The sequence below is a fragment of the Streptomyces fuscichromogenes genome, assembly GCF_014645815.1.
In the GTDB taxonomy this organism is placed as follows: domain Bacteria; phylum Actinomycetota; class Actinomycetes; order Streptomycetales; family Streptomycetaceae; genus Streptomyces; species Streptomyces fuscichromogenes.
Window position 1 is genome coordinate 1 of record NZ_BMML01000104.1, and the last position, 1,399, is coordinate 1,399.

2 protein-coding genes and 1 pseudogene are annotated in these 1,399 nt (G+C 72.6%); all 3 read left to right on the top strand.

Translation table 11 applies throughout. The features are described from left to right. Nucleotides 1-609: pseudogene (locus IEZ11_RS50355) on the top strand (hypothetical protein); the annotation flags it as partial. A gap of 84 nt (nt 610-693) precedes the next feature. Further along, on the top strand, nt 694-999 hold the full coding sequence (locus IEZ11_RS50360) for a hypothetical protein (protein ID WP_189269847.1): 306 nt from the start codon (nt 694-696) through the stop codon (nt 997-999). Then, on the top strand, nt 996-1,247 hold the full coding sequence (locus IEZ11_RS50365; RefSeq protein ID WP_189269848.1) for a hypothetical protein: 252 nt from the start codon (nt 996-998) through the stop codon (nt 1,245-1,247). The genes IEZ11_RS50360 and IEZ11_RS50365 overlap by 4 nt, the downstream gene beginning before the upstream one ends. Nucleotides 1,248-1,399 lie beyond the last annotated feature (152 nt).

Here is a 1,399-nt window from a genome sequence, read left to right on the forward strand (position 1 = left end):
AAGTCCGCCACCCATGGGTGGCGGACTTCGCACGTATCTCCACCAACGACCAACGTGACCTGGGCCCGGATCGCCCCGGCCTTGGAGGTCAAGAGCCGACAGGCCGCCGAGCGTCGCTTCCAGCAGCTGTGCGGGAACGCCCTTGCCTCGCATCCGGGCCGCACCCAGCAGGAACGGGTCGACAACGAGCGCGACCGCCGGGCGGAGGCCCGCGCCGAGCGGCAGTGGATCGCCGAGCACGCCGACGAGGTGCGCCACCTCGCCCTGCGCTTGGCCGCCTACCCCAGGCTCCAAGAGGAGGCCGACGCCGCCGAGCGTTCCTTCCACGACCGGATCACCAAGGGCGTCTTCCCCACCCCGCCGGCCTCTCCGGCGCGCTGGCCCGCCCAGCTGCAGGCCGCCCTGCGGACCGGGGACACGGGCAGGCAGTTCCAGCTGATCCGCAACGCGACGCTGCCCAGGCTCACCGGCCTCGCCGAGCAGGCCCCGGACCTGGTCGCCGACATCAAGGCGCTGTACCGCGCCGCCGGCGCGGCTGGCCTCGCCGTGCTCCGGGAACGGTGGGACCGCCGCGAAGGTCCCGACCCCGACGAGGACGCAGACGACTGAGCACGACCACGGCCCTGGTCGGAGCAGTCCCTGACAGCCCGCCGAGCCGCCCGCTACTGTGGCCGGAGGCGAGAGGAGACCACGGTGAGCAGTGACTGGAGCATCGACACCATCGTGCACGCCCTGCCCGTTCCGGAGCTGCGCCAGCAGGCACTGCGGGAGATACACCTCGCCCCCGTGAACGAGCTGCAGGCCGTGGTGGACCGGTGGCGCGCCGTCGCCGCCGAGTGGGCCCTGACCACCGGCCCCCGGGTCGAGGAGGCCCGCGCCCACGTCGAGGCCACCGGTGAACTCCCGCCGCAGTACGAGGAGACTCGCGAGTCGGTGGCCGCGTTCGACGGATGGCGCCAGCAGATGCAGTCTCTCCGACAGGAGCGCGGCGCCGCGTGAACTGGCAGCTCACCCGCTCCCAGCACACCCTCGACATGATCCTGGCCCTGCCCGTCGAGGGACAGCTGGCCCTGCTCGACCTGATCGAGGCGCTGGAGACCGACCCGTACGCGGTGACCGAGCCCTACGGCGTCGACGACAAGATCACCCGGCAAGCGCTGTTCGGCGGGGGCGCCGGGCTGGCCGTGCTGTTCGTCAACGCGGTCACCCAGCGGATCACCGTGTTGTCGCTGACCTGGACGGGCTGACCCGGGCCCGGTCAGCGGATCACCGACACCTTCAGACAGTCCGCCGGGCCTGGGACGAACCGGCGCTGCGACGCCCCGCACTTCGTGCAGGCACCCCATCGGTCCCGGTCCTCACGCCGCGCCCCGCAGACCGGGCACCCACCTTCCACCGG